This is a genomic window from Pseudomonas sp. FGI182 (genome assembly GCF_000511325.1).
GTDB classification, from domain to species: domain Bacteria; phylum Pseudomonadota; class Gammaproteobacteria; order Pseudomonadales; family Pseudomonadaceae; genus Aquipseudomonas; species Aquipseudomonas putida_Z.
Window position 1 is genome coordinate 716,640 of record NZ_CP007012.1, and the last position, 19,053, is coordinate 735,692.

The window sequence follows — 19,053 nt, forward strand, 5'->3', positions numbered from 1 at the left end:
ACGCGAAAGCGGGTAGCCAAAGAGACCGAAGCTAACACAAGCTTCGAAGCTGTAAAGATGTACCGAAGTTCAGTTCCGCGATAGCTCAGTCGGTAGAGCAAATGACTGTTAATCATTGGGTCCCTGGTTCGAGTCCAGGTCGCGGAGCCAATCTCGGGGTGTAGCGCAGTCCGGTAGCGCGCCTGCTTTGGGAGCAGGATGTCAGGAGTTCGAATCCCCTCACCCCGACCATTTTCCGGGTCGTTAGCTCAGTTGGTAGAGCAGTTGGCTTTTAACCAATTGGTCGTAGGTTCGAATCCTACACGACCCACCATGTAAAAAGGGCATCTCAAGCGAGATGCCCTTTTTCTTTAAGTATCACGGGGTGTAGCGCAGTCCGGTAGCGCGCCTGCTTTGGGAGCAGGATGTCAGGAGTTCGAATCCCCTCACCCCGACCATTTCCGGGTCGTTAGCTCAGTTGGTAGAGCAGTTGGCTTTTAACCAATTGGTCGTAGGTTCGAATCCTACACGACCCACCATGAAAAAAGGGCATCTCGCATGAGATGCCCTTTTTTTTGCCAGAATTTTGGGCCTGCGTTGCAGGCCATCGCGACACAAGGCCGCTCCTACAGCAAGCAGATATTGCGCGGTCTTTTGTAGGAGCGGCCTTGTGTCGCGAAAGGGGCGCAAAGCGCCCCCAGCAATCTTCAGTGTCAGTGCAACTTCAACCTAGGCTCGGTACCCCGGCCAATCTTGCTACCCAGCATCATCAACGCCGTACGGAAGAACCCGTACAACGCCATCTGGTGCATCCGGTACAGCGACACGTAGAACATCCGCGCCAGCCAGCCCTCCAGCTTCACGCTGCCCATCAGGTTACCCATCAGGTTGCCCACCGCCGAGAAGCGCGACAGCGACACCAGCGAACCGTAGTCTTTGTACTCATAGGTCGGCAGCGCCTTGTTCTCCAGCCGCGCCTTCAAACTCTGCGCCAGCATCGAAGCCTGCTGGTGCGCCGCCTGGGCACGTGGCGGCACGTTGCGGTCGCTACCCGGTTGCGGGCAGGCGGCGCAGTCACCGAAGGCAAAGATATTGTCGTCGCGCGTGGTCTGCAGGGTAGGGCGCACCACCAACTGGTTGATGCGGTTGGTTTCCAGGCCATCGATGTCCTTGAGGAAACCCGGCGCACGGATACCGGCCGCCCACACCTTCAGGCTGGCCTGGATCACTTCACCGTCCTTGGTTTTCAGGCCATCCTCGGTCACTTCACTGACGGCAGCGTTGGTCATCACCTTCACCCCGAGCTTTTCCAGGGTCTTGTGCACCGGCACGCTGATGCGTTCTGGCAGTGCCGGCAACACGCGCGGGCCCGCCTCGATAATGGTGATGTGCATGTCCTTGGGCTGGATGCGGTCCAGGCCATAGGCCGCCAGTTCGTGTGCCGCGTGATGCAGCTCGGCGGCCAGTTCCACACCGGTGGCACCGGCGCCGACGATGGCCACGCTGATCTTCTCGCTCGCCACATCACCGGCATGGGCACGCAGGTAGTGGTTAAGCAACTGCTGGTGGAAACGCTCGGCCTGCTTGCGGGTGTCGAGGAACAGGCAGTGCTGCGCCGCGCCCAGGGTGCCGAAGTCGTTGGTGTTGGAACCCACGGCAATGACCAGGGTGTCGTAGCCCAGGGTGCGCGCAGGCAGCAGCTCGCGGCCCTCTTCGTCGAGGGTGGCGGCCAGTTGAATCTGTTTGCCTTCACGGTCCAGGCCGCTCATGCGCCCCAGCTGGAAGTTGAAGTGGTTCCACTTGGCCTGGGCCACGTAGTTCAGTTCATCTTCCGAGGAGTTCAGCGAGCCGGCGGCCACTTCGTGCAGCAGGGGCTTCCAGATGTGCGTGAGGTTGGCGTCGACCAGGGTGATCTCGGCCTGCTTGCGCTTGCCCAGGCTTTTACCCAGGCGGGTCGCCAGTTCCAGGCCGCCGGCGCCGCCGCCGACAATCACGATGCGATGAGTCATGGGGATATCTCATAAGGTTTACGGAATTCGTGGCCCCGGGGGCCGGCCGCAAACTGCACGAGGGGAGGGCGAGCGCGAAGCAGCTCATAGCACCAGTCCACTGAGCAGGCGGCTGATGAGACCCAACCCGATGGTCACGGCCACCACCAGCACAAGGAGCAGCCACGGCCGGAAGGGCCTGCGCTCGACTTGGTGCTGGGGGGCTCGCAGATACTCATCGACACGACGCTGATCTTCCGGATTCAGGCGGCTGGTCATGGTAGGGCCTCGTCAGGTAGACGTTTGTGACTGCGTAAACGCTACAGCGTTCACGCAAGCGCTTGAAACAAATGATAATGCTTTCTATCTCTGGCGCCGAGTGTACGCCATCGCAAACATTCGCTGCACTGGATCAAAGACTGATGCCCACGTCGAAGACAATGCTGCGGCCCAGGTTGCCGCGCAGGAAGTCGGGCGCGTCGGGGTGGGCGAACAGCACCCGGGCAAAGGTCGGCCCGACCAGCGACAGCGAGCGCCAGCCCTGGCGCAGGTATTCGGTGGGCGGCGGGAAGTGAGTGTTGAGGTCGAGCACTTCGCGCTTGAGGCTGGCGAAGGCAATGATGTCCAGCTCGTTCAGCTCCAGCCCGCGTTCCCGGTAGTTGTGCGCCTTCTTGCGCAACGTCGGCGCCAGCCGCCCCAGCAGCTCGGTGGCACTGATGCGCCGCGGGCGCGCCTCGCGGCGTACAAGCTGCGCCAGGGAGAACGCACTACGGCGGCGCTGCAGTTCTTCGCGCCATTCATCGTTGAGCCGGCGGCCCTCGTCGAGCACGAAAAACACCTCGAACGCCGCGTCGCGGAACAGTACGTCTGGCGGTTCTTGCCCGGCCGGGGTGAAGTCCTCGCTGCGGTAGGGGATGTTCAGCCCCTGCAACAGGCGTTGGCACACCCAACGCTCCCGCTCCCACTTGCGGGCGTTGGAGAGAAAGGCATTGGCTTGTTCCGCCTGGATGGTAAGCAGGCGCAGGTAGTCTGAGTCATCCATGCAGACAAGCTTAGCCGCTAATCGATGACGATAAGATGCTGTTTGTGCGCAGGAATCAGCCCGGTACCGGCGCACTGTTGCGCTACCCCTGCCAGATGAAACCGAGAATGGGTGTAGACTCGGCTTTATCCACATGGCTACAAGGGGCATTCGTCAGGTGATCAGCGCGCAGGTGTTGTCCGGCACCACCCTTACGCTTGGCTGGCTGGGATATGTGCCGTTGCTGATCTGGGCGGTCAGCCAGGTGCGCTGGGTTGAGCTGTTCACTGATCGGCGCCGCCAGCATCTGCTGTTTGGCACGGTGTTCTGCCTGTTTGCCTTGTGGTTGGTGCGACGCGATTTCGATACCGGGGTGTCGTACCACTTCATTGGCATGACGGCGGTCACGCTGTTGCTGGATTGGCCACTGGCGGTGCTGGGCGGGTTCATGGCCCAGCTCGGCTTGCTGGTGCTGGGGCGCCAAGACCTGGCGGCGCTGGGGGTGAATGGCTTGTTGCTGGTTGGCCTGCCGGTGCTGATAGCCGAGGCGTGCGCGATAGGGGTCGAGCGCGCCCAGCCGCGGAACCTGTTTGTGTATATCTTCTGTTCAGGGTTCTTCCCGGCGGCATTGACCGTGCTGGCCTGCCTGTCGGCTGCGTTGGGGCTGTTGTGGCTGGACGGGCGCTTCGCCATGCCGGAGTGGCTCAGCGATTTTGTCGGCTACCTGTGGCTGATGATGTTCCCCGAAGCGTTCATCAACGGCACGGTGATCAGCGCGCTGGTGGTGTTTTGCCCGGAGTGGCTGGAAACCTTCAACCGCACGCGGTATCTGCAGGCGCCGTGGAAGGAGGATGATCGATAAGTAACCAGGCCTCCGCAGCAGCGCGATCCTTGCTTGTAGGAGCGGCCTTGTGTCGCGAAAGGGCTGCGAAGCAGCCCCGGCGATCTTTGAGTTAACGCTGAAATCGGGGGCCGCTTTGCGGCCCATCGCGACACAAGGCCGCTCCTACAGGTATCGCGCCAGTCTTGAAGCTTGTGGGGTTGCATGTGGGAGCGGGCATGCCCGCGAAGAGGCCCGCACAGCCACTTGGCTATCGGATCAATGCCGCGGCTCCAGGTCCCCCGAGTACAGCTCGTCCTCGGACTCTTCCGCCCCCGGAATCTTGTGCTCCTCCGCCGCCCAGGCGCCCAGGTCGATCAGCTTGCAACGGTCCGAACAGAACGGCCGGAACGGGCTTTTCTCGTTCCATTCCACAGGTGCGCCACAGGTCGGGCAATCGACGGTCAATGGCTGGCTCATGGCTGGCCTCCTCGTAAAGTCAGGTAAAAGTGGTGCAGGCGGTCAATCTGCTGATGCAGCGTGGCCAGGTCGCCGTCATTGACCACCACATCATTGGCATGGCGCAGGCGCTCCTCGCGGGCCAGCTGGGCCTTGAGAATGGCCTGCACCTGCTCGGCGCTGGTGTTGTCACGCGCCAGGGTACGCGCCACCTGCAGCTCCTGCGGCGCATCGATCACCAGCACCCGCTGGGTCTTCTGGTACTGGCCCGACTCGATCAGCAGCGGCGACACATACACCGCATACGGCGACTCCGCCTTGGCCAGGTAGCTGAAAATCTCCTGCCCGATCAGCGGGTGCAGCAATTGCTCCAGCCATTTGCGCTGCGCCGGGTTGGCAAAGATCAGCTGGCGCAGGGCTGCACGATCGAGTTGGCCGTCCGCCTGCAGCACGCCGGCGCCGAAGCGCTCGACGATGCTGGCCAAGGCCGGGCGGCCAGGCTCGACAACCCAACGCGCCGCCTGGTCGGCATCGACCAGGTGCACGCCAAGCTCGACGAAACGCTCGGCAGCGGCGCTCTTGCCGCTACCAATGCCGCCGGTCAGGCCGAGAATCCAGGGGGTAAAGGCCGCAGTGGTCATCAGAATCCAAGCAGTTGTGTGTATGAAGCGTATATTTCATCACCCCAGAGCACGGCAATCCACCCCGCAATCGCCAGATAGGGCCCGAACGGGATCGCCGTACCCATGGCATGTCGGCGCAGACGCAGCAGGCACAGCCCAGCCAGCGCCCCGACCACCGACGACAACAGCAGGGTCAACGGCAACACCTGCCAACCACCCCAGGCCCCGATCAGCGCCATCAGCTTGAAGTCGCCATAGCCCATGCCTTCCTTGCCAGTGACCAGCTTGAACAGCCAATACACCGTCCAAAGGCTGAGGTACCCAGCCACCGCGCCCCACAGCGCGCTGGTCAGCGGGATGTAGAGGCCGAAGGCGTTGACGATCAGCCCCAGCCACAGCATCGGCAGCACCAGCGCATCCGGCAGCAACTGGTGCTCGGCATCGATCAGGCTCAGGGCCAGCAGGCACCAGGTCAGCGGCAGTGCCAGCAAGGCCTCGGGCGAAGCACCAAAGCGCCAGGCCACCACCAGCGACAGCAGCGCGCTGGCTAACTCCACCAATGGGTAGCGCGGGCTGATGCGGGTTTTGCAGGCTGAACAACGCCCGCGCAAGGCCAGGTAGCTGATGACCGGAATGTTCTCCCACGCGCGAATCCGGTGCGCGCAATGCGGGCAGCGCGATGCGGGTAACCACAGGTCGAAACGCTCGTGCGGCGTGATCGGCAATTCCAGCATTTCCTGCGCCTCACGCTGCCATTGCCGCTCCAGCATGATCGGCAGGCGGTAAACCAGCACATTGAGAAAACTGCCCACCAGCAGGCCGAGCACCGTGGCCAGGGTGAGAAAGTACGCCGGCTGCTCAGCCAGCAAAGTCCATAAAGTCATGTTCAGATCAAGCTACCCAACTGGAAGATCGGCAGGTACATCGCCACCACCAGGCCGCCCACCAGCAGGCCCAGGACCAGCACGATGGCCGGCTCCAGCAGGCTGGTCAACTGCTCCAGCGCCTGGCTGACCTGTTCCTCGTAATGGCTGGCGGCTTTTTCCAGCATCTGGTCCAGCGTGCCGCTGGATTCCCCGATAGCCGTCAGTTGCACCAGCAGCGGCGGAAACAGCGGCTCAGCGGCCATCGCCTGGTGCAGCCCCTGCCCATTGGCCATGCCCTGGCGCAGCCGCAACACCGCCTGTTCATGCAGGTCGCCACCACTGACCCTGGCCACCGTGCCCAGCGCATCCAGCAACGGCACCCCGGCGGAGTAGGACATTGCCAGGCTGCGCGCAAAGCGCGCCAGCGCCGCCTGCCCCAGCAGCGTGCCGAACACCGGAAAACCCAGCACCCGGCGAGATATCCACAGGCGCGCTGGCGCGTGCTGCCGGTAGAGCTGGCGCATGGCAACACCCAGCACCACACCCATCACCAGCAACAGCGGCGCAAACCGGCTCAGCCCTGTGGACAAGTCGATCACCCATTGGGTAAATGCCGGCAACGCCACGCCCATGCCCGAGAACATGCTCTCGAATTTCGGAATCACCTCCAGCAACAAGATCGCCGACACCCCCAGCCCCGTCAGCAACAGCAGCAACGGGTAGATCATCGCCTTGCGCACCTTCTTGTGCAGCACCCGACGCTGCTCCAGCATGCCTGCCAGCTGTTCCAGCTGCCGGTCGAGCGTGCCGGACTGCTCACCCACCCGCACCAGGTTGCAGTACAACGCATCGAACCACCCCGGGTGGCGCTGCAACGCATCCGCCAGCCCCAGGCCCGAGGCCACATCCTGTTTCAATCTATCCAGCAATGCCGCCTGCGCCGCATCACAGCCACTGCGCCCCATCACCTCGAACGCCTGCAGCAGCGGCACCCCGGCCTTGAGCAAGGTCGCCAACTGCCGGCTGAACCCCGCCGGGTCGGCCTTTGCCCGCCGTTTCGGCAAACTGAACGTCAGCCCACCGGCAGGCCGCAAACTGGCGACCTTGATGCCCTGGCGGATAAGCCCGGCACGCACATAGGCCGGGCTGCGCCCGGACGTTTGCCCGCTGACCGGCGCGCCGTTGGCGTCGGTGCCGTGCCAGGTGTAGAGGAGTGTGGATGAAGTCATGCAAAGGTCCTTTTTCTGCCCGTGCGACAAGCCTGGAAACAGCTTGCCGCGCCCATGCAAGGGCGCGCGTCCGTGATGCTCACTAGAGTAGTTCAGCGAAGACGACGCCCAAGCGGGCAGGGGTGACAAAAGGTGTCTGTTCAGGCCTACTGCGCCGCTGCCAGCCGGGGTCGAGCCTGACCTCAACGAGTACGCGTATCAAAAAGGAAAACGTTCATGAAAGGGCAACGCGGTATCACCCTGATCGAACTGATGATCGTCGTCGCGATCATCGGCATTCTGGCGACCATCGCCTTACCGATGTACACCAACCACCAGTCACGCTCCAAGGCCGCGGCCGGGTTGCTGGAGATCAGCGCGCTGAAGACCGCGATGGACCTGCGGTTGAATGATGGGAAGGATGTGGCGGATGTGGCCGCGCTGGGTGGCCAGCCGGCGACGGCGCACTGTGCGATCACGGCTAGCGGCAAGGCGGCGGATGGCACCGGGAGCATCGTTTGTAAGCTGGTGGATGCGCCGGCCACTGTGCTCGACAAAGCACTGACCCTGACGCGTTCGGCTACCGGGTGGGCTTGCACGACCAACATCGAGGAAGACCTGGCGCCGAAGGGGTGCAAGGCGCCTTGAGGGTGGGGCAATAAACTAGCGGAAACAGGGGTTTGCGTAACGGGTGCGAGCAGTGGTACGTTGCGCTACACGCCGGTGTAGCTCAGTCGGTAGAGCAGCGCACTCGTAACGCGAAGGTCGCAGGTTCGATTCCTGTCTCCGGCACCAAGATTTATGCTTGGCTAAATTGTGGAAGAAAAGAAGTAAATATATGCCCGCCTTGCGGGCTTTGTTGTTTTGGGAGACAACTCTGCGCGGATGTAACTGTATCTGAATTCGCGAAGAAGATTTACAATGCCTTAATTCGCATAATCATTGTATTAATATCTGCATGGCGTGCGAAGATTGCAGAATGTAGAGGAAGTTAATGGAAGACTACGGATCAGCATTCAGTTCACGGCGCGCAGATGTTGAGGCTCTTTTAGGCTGTCAGCCACCTAGATCAACAGCTGCTGCCCATATTGGTGGGGTGGCAATAGAGTGTAAGCTGAAGTCGCTTGTTGTCAACTATCACGGAATAAAGTACTGGGGGGATAACAGTACGCGGGCTAAAGACTCTCGCCGCGGACAGCCTATTGAACGCCCTGGGCATGGGCTTCTATCTTCTCTTCGTCTTATGAATCAAATGTTTAGCAAGGCATCTCTTGATCCGAACTTTATGCGGCACCTAAGTCGGATAATGCATCCGAGAGGCGCAACTGAAAATGATTTTATCGAATTAAGATATTCAGGTGACGAAATCGCAGCAAATACCCTTGCAGAGTGGCGAGTAAGCCTTCAGTACGTTATTGGGTGGCTTGAAAAAAATGGAGGGGAGAGATGATTACAGTCTCTGAACTGCGGGAGCATCTTAATGATCGTTTTGGCGCAAGCTATGATCTTGATGTGGTTGCGGGTGACTTTGCAGTCTTAACAGTGATCCATAACTGTTTTTCCGGCCTTTCACGCGAAAAAAGATTAGCTCCATTAAACGAGCTATTTAATGGCGCGGGTATTAATTTGGCTATTTCGGAATTGTACACAGAGTCAGAGGCCAAGGAGAGAGGTGTAGTCATCACTCCAAAAAATAATATTCCGCCTGCGAACTGGGACTCAGCTATTTCCATGATCGCCTCTGGACTACGCCCTGAGCCTAGGGAGGCTGGCTTAAAGCCACGTCGGGTAGTATTTTATTCGTATAAAGGGGGAGTTGGGCGAACTACCGCCTTGGTTCATACAGCGTTTCATCTTGCAAGGGCTGGCGAGCGGGTTGCAGTTGTTGATTTGGATGTGGAAGCGCCTGGTATTCACAAATTATTACCGCGCCCAGATGGAAAAAAAATCGAAGCTGGAATAGTTGATTATCTCTGGGAGCGACAAGTTTTGCCTAGTCCAGAAGATAATACTACCTGCCTTGTTGAAGTTGGAGGTAGGCAGAAAAAGGCTATATCATATGTTGTCGAGGATCAGACGGCCAGAGCTCAGGTGCATGTGATTCCCGCAGGCGCAGTTAGTAGTAATTATGTACAGCGGCTTCTCACTCTTTCGTCAGAGGAAGCATTAACGCGTGCGGATGATGCATGGACTCTTTTCGAGAGGGAGTTGGTCGATCAAATTGACCCTGATATACTTCTCATTGATGCTCGAACGGGACTGGGTGATTGGGGAGGACTGTCGCTACTGCGGTTGGCGGATGAAGTTTTCTTGGTGATGTTCCCTAGTGAACAAAATGCCGAAGGCATCAATTTCGTCCGAAAGACCATAAGCAGTCTTTCAGTTGTTGGAAGTCATATTATCTTGTCGCCTATACCTGAAGGTCCTGTGGGTAAAGAGATAGTGGCGAAGTTCTTGCCAGCGCTAGCATTGGAAGAGGATGAAGTTCCGACCGAGGTTTATTATAATCCCGGAGTCGCGGCTGCTGTAACTTATCCGCTTGAAGCGGCCATGCCCGGTTATGCGAAGATAGCTAACATTCTGATGGATTCAGAGGCTGAGGATAAAGCAGAGGCTTCTATTAGTCGCCTTGATAGATGGAAGATAATAGAATCATTAAACTTCCCTGATCGTGAAGCTAAAGCGATTGCAGCCAATGACTTCGAGCAGTTTTTCCAGAAAACTTCGGACTTTGACAAGTTTTTAGATGATGCTCGATGGGTTGTTCGCGGGCGCAAGGGCACTGGTAAATCAACGTTATTCCATCTTTTCGTAGAGCATAGGGAAAATGCTGTGAAACGGGCCCGTGGGAGACTAGAGGGGATTGAAATCCTACCTGGGCACGGGCCTGCTGCCGGAGCGAAATTTAGGCCTACAACCGATGTCTTTGATCTGATCCATAAGGAAATTTCTAAGGCTAAGTATGATTGGCTATCGCTTTGGCGAGCATATGCGATTGTTAGAGTATATGTTTCCAATGGCCAGATGGCTGAGACTATCCTTAAAGGCACGGGGATGAAGCCTCTCCGGGATTGTTTGAGTAAGCATTTCTCAAAGGTGCAGCCAAGCAGTTCTTGGAAATCTGTCCATACAACCGGTCTGTTGAGTCTGCTGGGAGATTCTGTCCAAGGTCTCTGCAGGGACTTTATGATTGATCTTAATCATAGCTTAAGTTTGCAGAATAGAAAACTTTGGCTCCTGTATGACGATCTTGATCAAGATATTAAGGAAGATAGCGCATGGCAGGAAGATGCACTGAGTGGGTTGCTACGCTTGGCATATGATTCAAATAACCAAGATATCCATCATGTAAGATTCAAAGTGTTCTTGCGTGAAGATATTTGGAGTAAGTTGGTTTTTACCAATAAAAGCCACTTCAGTGAGCCAAGAACCTTGCTTCTTCAGTGGAAGATAGATGATTTTCTTCGGCTCGCTTATAGGTTGGTCACCGGGGGATCGCCAGAGTTTAGGTCGGTTGCTCATAGAGAGTTTCCACTGACTGACTCTGAAGTTGACTCGGCTGGCGAAGAAGACCTTCGCCAGGCTCTTGTCCCACTGTGGGGGCTCAGGCAGGAAAAAGGAAAAAATGCAACGGTCGCAAAGTGGGTTTATAATCGCATGACGGATGCGCAGGATAATACTTACCCCCGATCGCTGACTGTTTTACTGCATGCAGCTAGGGAGGAGGAACTTCGACTCAGGAACGACAAATCCGCACCTAGTGATAGGTTGTTGAGTCCTCGCTCGATGCAGGTTGGCCTCAAGGCAGCCTCATTTGAGAGGGTCAACGCGCTGAAAAATGAATATCCGCTGATCAGGTCGTTTTTAGAAGATATTGAAACTAATAAAAGTCTGCGCTCTCAGTTTAATATCGATGAGTTGAATGGTGCTTGGACTCGATGCGGTAGTCCTTTTGAATCATTTGACTCGTTTATTACAAGTCTAAGCTCTGCCGGGTTTCTTGTTAAGAAGAAACCTGGTGCGAATTTTGATTTTGGGATAGCTAGCTTATATATCGATGGTTTGGGGGTGACTCGTGTCCAAGGTGAGAAAAAGTAGAGAATGCTTTCGATAATGTTTTTTCTTGAATAAGCTCGTGCTCGATTTTAGGGTGTGTTAATTTAAGGTGGGGTGTAGCAGGTAGCCAGTCGCTACGGATTGGCTACCTGCTTGCCTATGCCTTAGTATATTTTTGTCTGCATTTAGTCTCGAATTTCCCTAGAATCGGTTAAGCGCTGAACGTCCAAACCCTGTGAAGTCTAGCAGGAGGTCAGGAGCGATCTCTCTCTTCCAATGAGGTTGATCGAATCCTCGTGATACTAATCTTAAATCCTTCAGCCTCTAATGATTGTGCGAACTGAAATAGTGAGTCGCCTTTCATCTGGCTTAATGCATGATGTGTAGCCAGCGAAATTGATCTATTTTCGAATCTTTGAAAAGCCAAGAGCGTTAGGTGGAATCGTGCGTTTGAAAAGGGAGCTGTTTCCCTTCCTGTGTGATTTAATATGTTCGATGCAGGTGGTATGTTGGGTTTTATGTTTTCGTGGCGAACTTAAAAGCTGAGCCTGCTTTCGCTTTCGCTTTCGCTTTCGCTTTCGCTTTCGCTTTGGTTTAAGTCTTTATTACTTCAATGGTGTTCTTGCCGTGCTTATGCGGGAAAGCCAATGTTTACGCCTAAACCTCTGATCCTTTTCCATTCGATTGTTTATAATATTTCTTGAACTTAAGGGCCTTGACTGCTTAAGTTAGATTCCTGTCCCCACACCAGACTGAACTTGCGTATTTCAGGTTCTCTGGCTGCGTCTCGCCTCCCATGGCTGACTTTTTCCTACAGTTTTCCGCGACCATTCATTCAACGCAGGACCTTGCATTAGAGCCCCCACAGCGATACCTTGCTCCAGTCGCGGCCAATTCCGCGACCGGGTTTGGCGACCCGAACGAAAAGGCGCAACGGCGCCCCGACCACGATTGCAGGCGCTTTTTTTGCGTCCGCAGTTTCGTGTAATGGCGGCTGTGCGTGGGAGACCTTCGGGTCTGCCGAGCTCCTTTTCCTCGGTTCGCCAACCTGCGTACAGCTGCCACCCTAACCGTTTGGCGACGGTCAGCGTGGTGCTTCAACCGAAAAGGACTGCATGCATGCCTACCTCACGTTCATCCAAGATCCTCGCATCCGTTCTCCACCGTCGCTCCTTGACGGCCCTCAGCGATCTCACCTCCAGCCAATCCCGCTCCGTCTCCGCCCAATCGGAGGCACGCCATGACTGACCAAGAACGCCTATCCACCATCCAAAGCTACGCCTGGACCCTGGAACTGCTAGGCGAAGCCCTGGTCCAGCACGACGAAATGCTGGAGTGCGAACACAACCCACACCTGAGTTTTCGCAACACGGCCGGTATCCATCAGGCGATCCGGATAATCAGCCGTTTGGCCAGTGAGCAGTGTGGGAAGGTGATGGAGCGAAACGGGCAGGACCCTGTTAGTTAGGCAGGGTCATTGATGAGCGGCGGGGCCAGATATCACCATTGCGGCTGGCCCTCTGCTCAAGGCCGCTATGGGGCTGCTGCGCAGCCCATCGCAGGCAAGCCAGCTCCTACAGGGGCCGCGTTAATTCATGGATGTGTGCTTTACCTGTGGCAGTGGTGCAGGTGGTGGGGTGGAGGGCGCTGGTACCTGAGCACGACAAGCTGGCTTACCGGAAGAAAGTGGATTTTGTTGTTTGGCGGATCCGAGGCTGGCGGATCGTTCTGGCCCAGGTGCGGGTTGGCCTTTTGCTTGGTGGCCGGAAGTATGTCAGATGCGTTGTTGGGGCTGCTGCCCAGCCCATCGCGACGCAAGGCCGCTCCTACAAGTACTGCGTTATTTTGAATACTGGTCATGGTAAGTGGCGGTGGGGATGGCGCGGGCTTCGCCCGTGTTCGCGAGTGAACTCGCTCCTACAGGAGTAGTGATGGCTCCAGGTCACTGGGCACTGGCATCCGCTTCGTGCTCGTCGGCAAAGGCCATGAACATCTTCAGGTCGAGCACATCGAGTCTGATCTGGGCAATGAAGGCCGAGAAGGCCAGGTTGGCGGCGAGGCGGCGCATGTCGCTGGCCCAGGCTGGTACATAGGTCGGCGCTCGGAGCCAGCCAGACTCGAACAGTGGCGCAAGGCGCACGGTATCGGCCAGGCTCAGGCGCCCTGCAAACAGGTGGCCCACCAGCTCCGGGCGGTTGTCACGGATCGCCACGCGCAGCAAGGTATGCACACCCAGCAAGCCGGTCAGGTAGGCGGCGTCCTTGGTAAAGGCCGAGCCGCCACGCAGATCGGCACCGCGGAAAATCCGTTGGGTGGAGCGGAAGGACTCTTCCGGCGACTGGCCCGCTTGCAGAAAAGCTTCGAATACCTGGATGAAATCCGCGCCATCCAGGGCCTGCTGCACCGCTAGCACGCGCAGGGCAACACGGCGCAAGCGGTTGATGTCCATGCTGCCAGTGAACAACTCGGCCAGCGTGGCAATGCCCTCCTGGGTCTGGGTGGTGCGCGGCGCACCAAGGCCCAGGCACTTGAGGTTGGGCTGGTTGGCGCCATTCTGTGCGGTGGCCACATGCACGAAGGCTTCGTGCTGCAACAGTTGCTGCTTGTCCAGTTCGCTGAACAGGGCACTGGCACGCAACCGGATGCGGCTGCTCCCGGCGATCGCTTTGGCGGCCAGGGCCGGGTCCAGCACGATCCTGACCCGGCCGGCACCGAAAAAGCGGTCCAGCTCCGGCTGCATCCAGGCGGCGAAATCCTCGGCCGGGATGTCGGCTTCGCTCGGCGGAATCTGGTCACCGCCGAGCAGGGCGTCGGTGGTCGTGAGGAAGAAACGGGCCGCGTCGAGCATGGTCAGTTTCTGCTTGGGGTAGAAAAAGTCCGGGCGGCGGTACAGCGCCGAGGAGTATCGGGTAAATGCGGGCGTGCCGATGGCCCCTAGCATGCGCCCGGCGGTGGCATAGCTACGCGCTGTTGTGGCCAGGAAGTGCCCGGCCGGGTGCCCCTGATCGCACTGCCCGATAAATGCCTCCAGTGCGGCAATATCGGCGCTGTGGTCGCGTGGTTGCAGCGCCACCTTGGGCAACTGCGCCTTGCCGGCGCGCCATTGCCTCAGGAATTCCTCTTCGACGCCGTCCGGCCAGGCCAGTGCCTCGAGCACGCGGATTTTGCGAGTCAGCCCTGGCAATGCGGAATCGAGTTCGGGCAGCGAGGCAGCACTCATGGAGGTGTCCTTGGGAGACCAGCTTTGATCGCAACAGCATAGTTGTTGCCGACCCGCTGCGCGGTAGCAGCGAGAGCCTCACATCACCTTCAAGTGGCCTTTTCGCCTCAGCGGGCAATACTTCTGTGTATTGCAGGCGTGTTCCTGGTGGCGCGCGCCGCTGGGAGGTGTCACGTGAACAAACTGACAATCGTGGGTGCCGGCATGGTCGGCGAGGCGGCGGCGCAGATCATCGCCCGGGAAGAGTTGTGCCGGGAGTTGGTATTGATGGATGTGCAGGGCGAAATGGCGCAAGGCAAGGCGCTGGATGTGTGGCAGGCGGCAGTCGAGTCGGGTTCCGATACCCGGGTTCACGGCGGGGCCAAGGCTGAAATGCTGGACGGGTCTGAGCTGGTGGTCATTACCGCAGGCGTGCCGCGCAAGCCTGGGCAGTCGCGTCAGGACGTGCTGAGCATCAACCTGCCAATCCTCGACGGCATCATGGCCGACATCAAGCTGCATGCACCAACTGCGACGGTGCTGGTGGTGTCGAACCCGGTCGATGTGCTCACCTATCGCGCCTGGAGCTTGAGCGGGCTAGGGCGCACCAAGGTGTTCGGCCAGGCGGGGGTGCTGGATACCGCACGCATGAAGTGTTTCATCGCCGAGCAGACCGGGTTTTCTGCCCGGGATATCACGGCGCTGGTCCTGGGCGGGCATGGCGACAGCATGGTGCCGCTGATGCGCTACTGCCAGATCGGTTCGGTGCCGTTGTCGCACTTCCTGTCCAGTGAGCAGATCGAGCAGATCGTCGAACGCACCCGCAAGGGTGGTGGCGAGATTCTGGGGCTGAAGAAGCTGGGCAGCGCCTGCGATGCGCCGGGGGTGGCGATTGCGCAGATGGTGGATGCGATCGCCAATGGGCGAAACCGCATATTGCCGGCGGTGGCGATTCTGGAGGGCGAGTACGGGCGAACGGATATCGCCATGGGTGTGCCCTGTGTGCTGGCAGGGGAGGGGCTGGCGCGGGTGATCGAGTTGCCGCTGGATGCGCAGGAGCAGGTGATGTTCGACCAATCGGCTGATCAGGTGGAGCGGGATATTGCTGAGATGAAGGCGCTGTGAATGGGGAAATGCTTGATCGCCGACGCGCAGCCGGCGATCAAGCCCAATTGGACCTGTGGTCAGATCGCGGCCAGCTCCAGTGACAGCTCAGGATGCTTGAGGATCAGGCGCATCAGGCACAACACACCGCCTGGCGGCACGAAGCGACCTTGCTCCCAGTCACGCAGCGTTGCGACCGGTGTTGCGATACGCTCGGCGAATGATGCTTGGGTCAGCCCACAGCGTTCGCGGGCCTGGCGAACCAGAATCTGCTCCGGCGTGGTTACTCGCCCAGCGCCAATCTTGGCTTCCTTGAGCGCTTGGCGCAGGTCAGGCAATGGCTCACCCGCATCAGCCTCAAGGGCCTTGGCAACACTTTCTATATCGATGTCACGCATTTCACACCACCTTGCTGATTTCAGCGGGGCTCATGTTGGCACGTTCAGCCTTCGCATAAACCGTAAGCAACAGCACAATTTCATCTTCATTCAGGTTGAAGTAGATCACCCGTGTGCCACCGGACTTACCAGAACCTGCGCGGGTCCATCGAACTTTTCGTGCGCCGTCCGCACCGGGTACTACATCCCCCGCGAGCGGATTGACCGCAATCCAGTCGATGAAAGCCACGCGTTCTTCGTCAGACCACAATTTGGCAGCGGCTCTTTGGAACGTAGGCGTTTCAATTACTGTATGCATATGAATGTACGGGATTCCCTTATAGCATGCAACGTTGAATACGGATGCTCAAAGGGCGGAACGGCGATGGGATGAACGCTGTAGCGTGCCAGGTCAACCCTGGCGCCAGCCACTGAACCCGCTCCCTGAGCTCATCGAGCACGTGCTGCATGCGCTTGTCCGGATCATTCTCCAGACTTGGTGGCAGGGAGGCCTTGTCGGTTGATTTGCCGGATATGTCCGAAGTGGCGTTCGAGCAGATTTCTACTCGGGCGTTTGAGTGATCATTCGCCTCGCTGTGGCGAAGTGAGGCTTCGACTTCTGGAATCTTGGGGCCGCGTCGCGGCCCTTTCGCGACACAAGGCCGCTCCTGCAGGTACAGCGACAACCTCGAGATCAGCGCTGCACCTGTGGGAGCTGGCTTGCCGGCGATGAGGCCAGCGCAGGCAGCACAGACTGTTGCTCTGGCGTGCGCTGGCGGATCAGCGTACGAACAGCGGCACTGCCCTTACGTAAACCAGTTCACACACCAGCTCCACCAGCGTCTGGGTAATCACCGCAGCGGCGGCCAGCCCGCGCATTTCTTCGGGCAGCGCCAGCGCCAATGGCAGCACCACCAGCGAGTTGCGCGTGGCGGCGCTGAAAGTTACCGAGCGTGCCTCGGTCACCGGCAAGCGCAGCAAGCGCGCCGCAACAAACCCAAGCACCGGCGCCAACAGCATGAAGCCGATGTACACCGGAATCACCGGCAGCAAACGGTCGAAGTCACGTAGCACCACGGCAATCTGCGAGGCGATCACTACCACCAGCACCAGGGCCATGGCGGGTACCGGCATCCACGCCCACGCGTCGTTCCAGATCGAGACCGTGCGCGAGCGACGGGCGCCGGCGCTGGTGAGCACGGCAAGCGCCATAGGCAGCACGATCAGCAGCACGAAGGCTTCCACGAACGGGGTAATGGAGATGGCCACATTGCTGCTGTCACCCAGCATCAGGGCCAGGTAGAGCGGCAGCAGCGCCAGCTGCACCAACAGCAGCACGGGGGTGGCGGCCAGGGTCAGGCGGGAGTCGCCTTTGCCGATGTGGGTGAACACCACCACGTAGTCGATGCACGGTGTCAGCAACACCAGCAGCGCGCCGATGAGGATCGCCGGGTGTTCGACCAGTCCGCGGGTGATAGCCCATACCAGCAGCGGCACGAGGATGAAGTTGGCCAGCAGCAGGGCGGCGATGAAGCGGCGGTTGCCCAGGCCTTGGCGCAGGTCGAGGAAGGGGATCTGCAGGAACATCGCGTACATCAGCACGGCGATGGCGGGGGGGACCAGGACTTCCAGATGGCGCGCAGTGTCGCTGGTCAGCACGCCGAAGGCGACGGCGGCGAGTACAGCGACGAAGTAGATCGGGACCTGGTGGGTTTCGAGTTGCTCTCTGGTCAAGGTATGGCCTGTGCTTGCGAGTATCAAAGGGGCACAGGGTAATACGCGCTACCAGCAGGGTGTCGCGTTTTTTTGTAGGAGCGGCCTTGTGTCGCGAAAGGGGCGCATAGCGGCCCCACGATTGCAGCTTCGCCACCGTGATAACCGGGACCGCTTTGCGGTCCTTTCGCGACACAAGGCCGCTCCTACCTGGATCGCGACAGTGCTGGAAAATTGCTTATGGCTCGACAACGAAAAAGCCCGGCACTAGGCCGGGCTTTTTCCTGTCAGGCAATCGCCAATCAGTTGCCGTAAACCGGCAGCTTCTTGCAGATGGCCTTGACCTTCTCACGCACGGCGTCGATCACCGCTTCGTTGTTCAGGTCAGCCAGGATGTCGCAGATCCAGCCAGCCAGCTCGCGGCACTCGGCTTCCTTGAAGCCACGGGTGGTAACGGCTGGGGTGCCGAAACGCAGGCCCGAGGTGACGAACGGGGAACGTGGGTCGTTCGGTACCGAGTTCTTGTTGACGGTGATGAAGGCTTTGCCCAGGGCGGCGTCAGCGTCCTTGCCGGAGATTTCCTGCTTGATCAGCGACAGCAGGAACAGGTGGTTCTGGGTGCCACCGGAAACCACGTCGAAACCGCGCTCGATGAACACGCTGGCCATGGCCTGGGCGTTCTTCACGACCTGTTGCTGGTAAGCCTTGAACTCAGGCTGCAGGGCTTCCTTGAAGCAGATGGCCTTGGCAGCGATGACGTGCTCCAGCGGGCCACCCTGGGCGCCAGGGAAGACGGCGGAGTTCAGCTTCTTCTCGATCTCTTCGTTCTTGCGAGCGAGGATCAGGCCGCCGCGCGGGCCGCGCAGGGTCTTGTGGGTGGTGGTGGTGACCACGTCGGCGAACGGAACTGGGTTCGGGTACACGCCAGCGGCAACCAGGCCGGCAACGTGGGCCATGTCGACGAACAGGTAGGCACCGACCTTGTCGGCGATGGCGCGGAAGCGGGCGAAGTCCAGCACCTGCGAGTAGGCAGAGAAGCCGGCAACGATCATCTTCGGCTTGTGCTCGACAGCCAGGCGCTCGACTTCGTCGTAGTCGATCAGGCCGTTGCCGTCGATGCCGTACTGGATGGCGTTGTACAGCTTGCCCGAGGAGCTTACCGAAGCACCGTGGGTCAGGTGGCCACCGTGGGCCAGGCTCATGCCCAGGATGGTGTCACCGGCCGACAGCAGGGCCAGGTAGACGGCGGCGTTGGCCTGGGAGCCGGCGTGGGGCTGGACGTTGGCGTAGTCGGCGCCGAACAGTTCCTTGGCACGGTCGATGGCCAGCTGCTCGACGACGTCGACATACTCGCAACCACCGTAGTAGCGCTTGCCCGGGTAGCCTTCGGCGTACTTGTTGGTCAGGACCGAGCCCTGGGCCTCCATGACTGCCGGGCTGGTGTAGTTTTCCGAAGCGATCAGCTCGATATGCTCTTCCTGGCGCAGAGCTTCTTGCTGCATGGCTTCGAAGAGCTCGGCGTCGTACTTGGCAATGGTCAAATCACGGCTGAACATGGCGGTCCTCAAGGATCGGGGTGAATTGGGGGGGCATTCTAACCGATTGATCCGCGGCTGGCATATGAAGTGGCATCAAGTCGC

General features: G+C 58.9%; 17 protein-coding genes and 6 tRNA genes. 11 read left to right on the forward strand and 12 right to left on the reverse strand.

Annotated elements, in window-relative coordinates; translation table 11 throughout:
- Positions 1-74 precede the first annotated feature (74 nt).
- From C163_RS03180 to C163_RS03200, 5 genes are all read left to right on the forward strand, one after another.
- Positions 75-150, forward strand: a tRNA-Asn gene (locus C163_RS03180).
- Between the two features lie 4 nt (positions 151-154).
- Positions 155-231 (forward strand) — tRNA-Pro (locus tag C163_RS03185).
- Between the two features lie 6 nt (positions 232-237).
- Positions 238-313, forward strand: a tRNA-Lys gene (locus tag C163_RS03190).
- 47 nt (positions 314-360) lie between these two features.
- A tRNA-Pro gene (locus C163_RS03195) sits at positions 361-437 on the forward strand.
- 5 nt (positions 438-442) lie between these two features.
- A tRNA-Lys gene (locus tag C163_RS03200) sits at positions 443-518 on the forward strand.
- Between the two features lie 174 nt (positions 519-692).
- Here C163_RS03200 and C163_RS03205 read toward each other — a convergent pair.
- The 3 genes from C163_RS03205 to C163_RS03215 form a co-directional block, all read right to left on the reverse strand.
- Positions 693-1,988, reverse strand: a complete 1,296-nt coding sequence (locus tag C163_RS03205; RefSeq protein WP_025337608.1) for an NAD(P)/FAD-dependent oxidoreductase — start codon at positions 1,986-1,988, stop codon at positions 693-695.
- An 84-nt stretch (positions 1,989-2,072) separates the two neighbouring features.
- The gene (locus C163_RS03210; protein WP_013970765.1) at positions 2,073-2,246 is read right to left on the reverse strand and encodes a DUF3094 family protein; all 174 of its coding nucleotides are present in this window, start codon (positions 2,244-2,246) and stop codon (positions 2,073-2,075) included.
- Between the two features lie 133 nt (positions 2,247-2,379).
- The gene (locus C163_RS03215) at positions 2,380-3,009 is read right to left on the reverse strand and encodes a DUF1780 domain-containing protein (protein WP_013970766.1); all 630 of its coding nucleotides are present in this window, start codon (positions 3,007-3,009) and stop codon (positions 2,380-2,382) included.
- A gap of 133 nt (positions 3,010-3,142) precedes the next feature.
- Here C163_RS03215 and C163_RS03220 point away from each other — a divergent pair, with 133 nt between their 5' ends.
- Complete coding sequence (locus C163_RS03220; RefSeq protein ID WP_025337609.1) at positions 3,143-3,850, forward strand: energy-coupling factor ABC transporter permease; 708 nt, start codon at positions 3,143-3,145, stop codon at positions 3,848-3,850.
- A 237-nt stretch (positions 3,851-4,087) separates the two neighbouring features.
- Here C163_RS03220 and yacG read toward each other — a convergent pair whose 3' ends face one another.
- From yacG to C163_RS03240, 4 genes are read right to left on the reverse strand one after another with little or no spacing between them, the layout of a single operon-like run.
- Positions 4,088-4,288, reverse strand: a complete 201-nt coding sequence (gene yacG / locus C163_RS03225) for a DNA gyrase inhibitor YacG (protein ID WP_003260624.1) — start codon at positions 4,286-4,288, stop codon at positions 4,088-4,090.
- Positions 4,285-4,908 carry a dephospho-CoA kinase gene (gene coaE, locus C163_RS03230; protein ID WP_025337610.1) on the reverse strand — a complete coding sequence of 208 codons (624 nt, stop codon included), beginning with the start codon at positions 4,906-4,908 and terminating at the stop codon, positions 4,285-4,287. Before coaE ends, yacG begins: the two co-directional genes overlap by 4 nt.
- On the reverse strand, positions 4,908-5,774 hold the full coding sequence (locus C163_RS03235) for an A24 family peptidase (protein WP_025337611.1): 867 nt from the start codon (positions 5,772-5,774) through the stop codon (positions 4,908-4,910). Before C163_RS03235 ends, coaE begins: the two co-directional genes overlap by 1 nt.
- 2 nt (positions 5,775-5,776) lie before the next feature.
- The gene (locus C163_RS03240; protein ID WP_025337612.1) at positions 5,777-6,985 is read right to left on the reverse strand and encodes a type II secretion system F family protein; all 1,209 of its coding nucleotides are present in this window, start codon (positions 6,983-6,985) and stop codon (positions 5,777-5,779) included.
- A 216-nt stretch (positions 6,986-7,201) separates the two neighbouring features.
- Here C163_RS03240 and C163_RS03245 point away from each other — a divergent pair, with 216 nt between their 5' ends.
- From C163_RS03245 to C163_RS03260, 4 genes are all read left to right on the forward strand, one after another.
- Complete coding sequence (locus C163_RS03245; RefSeq protein WP_025337613.1) at positions 7,202-7,612, forward strand: pilin; 411 nt, start codon at positions 7,202-7,204, stop codon at positions 7,610-7,612.
- A gap of 71 nt (positions 7,613-7,683) precedes the next feature.
- Positions 7,684-7,759 (forward strand) — tRNA-Thr (locus C163_RS03250).
- Positions 7,760-8,410: 651 nt separating this feature from the next.
- A complete protein-coding gene (locus C163_RS26150; RefSeq protein ID WP_025337614.1) occupies positions 8,411-11,062 on the forward strand; it encodes a P-loop ATPase, Sll1717 family in 2,652 nt (883 codons plus the stop codon).
- Between the two features lie 1,198 nt (positions 11,063-12,260).
- Positions 12,261-12,488, forward strand: a complete 228-nt coding sequence (locus tag C163_RS03260; protein WP_015268870.1) for a hypothetical protein — start codon at positions 12,261-12,263, stop codon at positions 12,486-12,488.
- A gap of 474 nt (positions 12,489-12,962) precedes the next feature.
- Here the strand turns inward: C163_RS03260 and C163_RS03265 are convergent, their stop codons facing one another.
- Complete coding sequence (locus C163_RS03265) at positions 12,963-14,240, reverse strand: flavohemoglobin expression-modulating QEGLA motif protein (protein ID WP_025337615.1); 1,278 nt, start codon at positions 14,238-14,240, stop codon at positions 12,963-12,965.
- 174 nt (positions 14,241-14,414) lie between these two features.
- Between C163_RS03265 and C163_RS03270 the strand changes: the two genes are divergently transcribed.
- Positions 14,415-15,344, forward strand: coding sequence for a malate dehydrogenase (locus tag C163_RS03270; RefSeq protein WP_025337616.1), 930 nt, complete (start codon positions 14,415-14,417; stop codon positions 15,342-15,344).
- A gap of 59 nt (positions 15,345-15,403) precedes the next feature.
- Here C163_RS03270 and C163_RS03275 read toward each other — a convergent pair whose 3' ends face one another.
- From C163_RS03275 to glyA, 4 genes are all read right to left on the reverse strand, one after another.
- On the reverse strand, positions 15,404-15,721 hold the full coding sequence (locus C163_RS03275; RefSeq protein ID WP_038407890.1) for a DNA-binding transcriptional regulator: 318 nt from the start codon (positions 15,719-15,721) through the stop codon (positions 15,404-15,406).
- Between the two features lies 1 nt (position 15,722).
- Positions 15,723-15,950, reverse strand: a complete 228-nt coding sequence (locus C163_RS03280) for a type II toxin-antitoxin system RelE/ParE family toxin (RefSeq protein ID WP_237140965.1) — start codon at positions 15,948-15,950, stop codon at positions 15,723-15,725.
- Positions 15,951-16,480: 530 nt separating this feature from the next.
- Entirely contained in the window at positions 16,481-17,434 is a 954-nt protein-coding gene (locus C163_RS03285) for an arsenic resistance protein (RefSeq protein WP_025337619.1), read from the reverse strand.
- 281 nt (positions 17,435-17,715) lie between these two features.
- Positions 17,716-18,969 (reverse strand): serine hydroxymethyltransferase, encoded by a 1,254-nt coding sequence (gene glyA / locus C163_RS03290; RefSeq protein WP_025337620.1) that lies wholly within the window; start codon positions 18,967-18,969, stop codon positions 17,716-17,718.
- Positions 18,970-19,053 lie beyond the last annotated feature (84 nt).